Source organism: Candidatus Aquicultor secundus, assembly GCF_002791875.1.
GTDB classification, from domain to species: domain Bacteria; phylum Actinomycetota; class Aquicultoria; order Aquicultorales; family Aquicultoraceae; genus Aquicultor_A; species Aquicultor_A secundus.
Genome location: NZ_PFNG01000193.1, coordinates 1 through 921, shown reverse-complemented (window position 1 = coordinate 921; position 921 = coordinate 1). Strand labels below are relative to the sequence as shown.

Here is a 921-nt window from a genome sequence, read left to right as displayed (position 1 = left end):
TCGATATTCCAGAGGATGAGCGTGCCGTCGACCAGCGCCACCGCCGGCGTCTGCCCGCACTCCTCGATCATCGTTTTAAGCTCTTCATGTTCCATCTTCTGCCTGAGAGCGGCAAGCACCTGCCCCGAGACCTCGCGCTCTTCACCGCCAAAGCGGCGCTTGATATCCCGCTCCTCAAAGAAGAGGCTGGGCTCGCTTTCCATCTTATATCCTAAAAAATCCCCGTATCCGATTTTTACCTTTCCCACATTGATAAGCAAAGCTGGGTGGGGGCTATGCCGGTCGGGGTTTATCTGCGAGCCGTCAGTTGAAAGGACGGTATACGATTCAGGACATGCTCTCGGCGCAAACGTTGTGAAAGGCTCCTCATCCGTTGGGATGGCGATGAGCCACGAGGCGTTTGCCCGCTCCAGTTTATCCCTGAACGCCTGAGGATTTTCCAAGACGCTTAGCACTTGGGCTTTGGCTGCCTTAACGGCTTTCACCAGGTCGTTCGACCGGTTTTGCTGGTATATCCCAAGCGCTGATATTTGTTTGTAAAGCTTATTTAAGTCTAACAAGCGTAACCACCCCCGAACAGCCGTTCGATATTATTCTACCAAAAGGTTAGGCGTCTGTGAAGGGGAAGTCCTGAGATGGGGGGATGCGGGGACGTTGCTTGCAAATTACAAATACTCACACAACCCCAAGGAGGGCAGCATAAATAATCGACACCGGACAATCTGCGATAGTTTTGTTTGGGATAAGCATTGCAAATCTACGGTCGCTCTTCAGATATTAAGTTTGATAGTGCTGATTTATAAGCACTAATACATAAATACGCTACCCGTTGTTTTTGTTGAGGAATCCGATAGAATTGTAGCCACAGACGTCTATGCTTTTATGGTACCTGGAGGTAGGACGTGCGAATATTTTATGATA

At 49.6% G+C, this 921-nt stretch carries 1 protein-coding gene; it reads right to left on the bottom strand.

Going from position 1 to position 921, the window contains the following annotated elements; genetic code table 11:
- The coding region (locus COY37_RS08065; protein WP_286977150.1) for a DNA double-strand break repair nuclease NurA at positions 1–560 on the bottom strand (560 nt) is incomplete at its 3' end.
- Between the last annotated feature and the right edge of the window lie 361 nt (positions 561–921).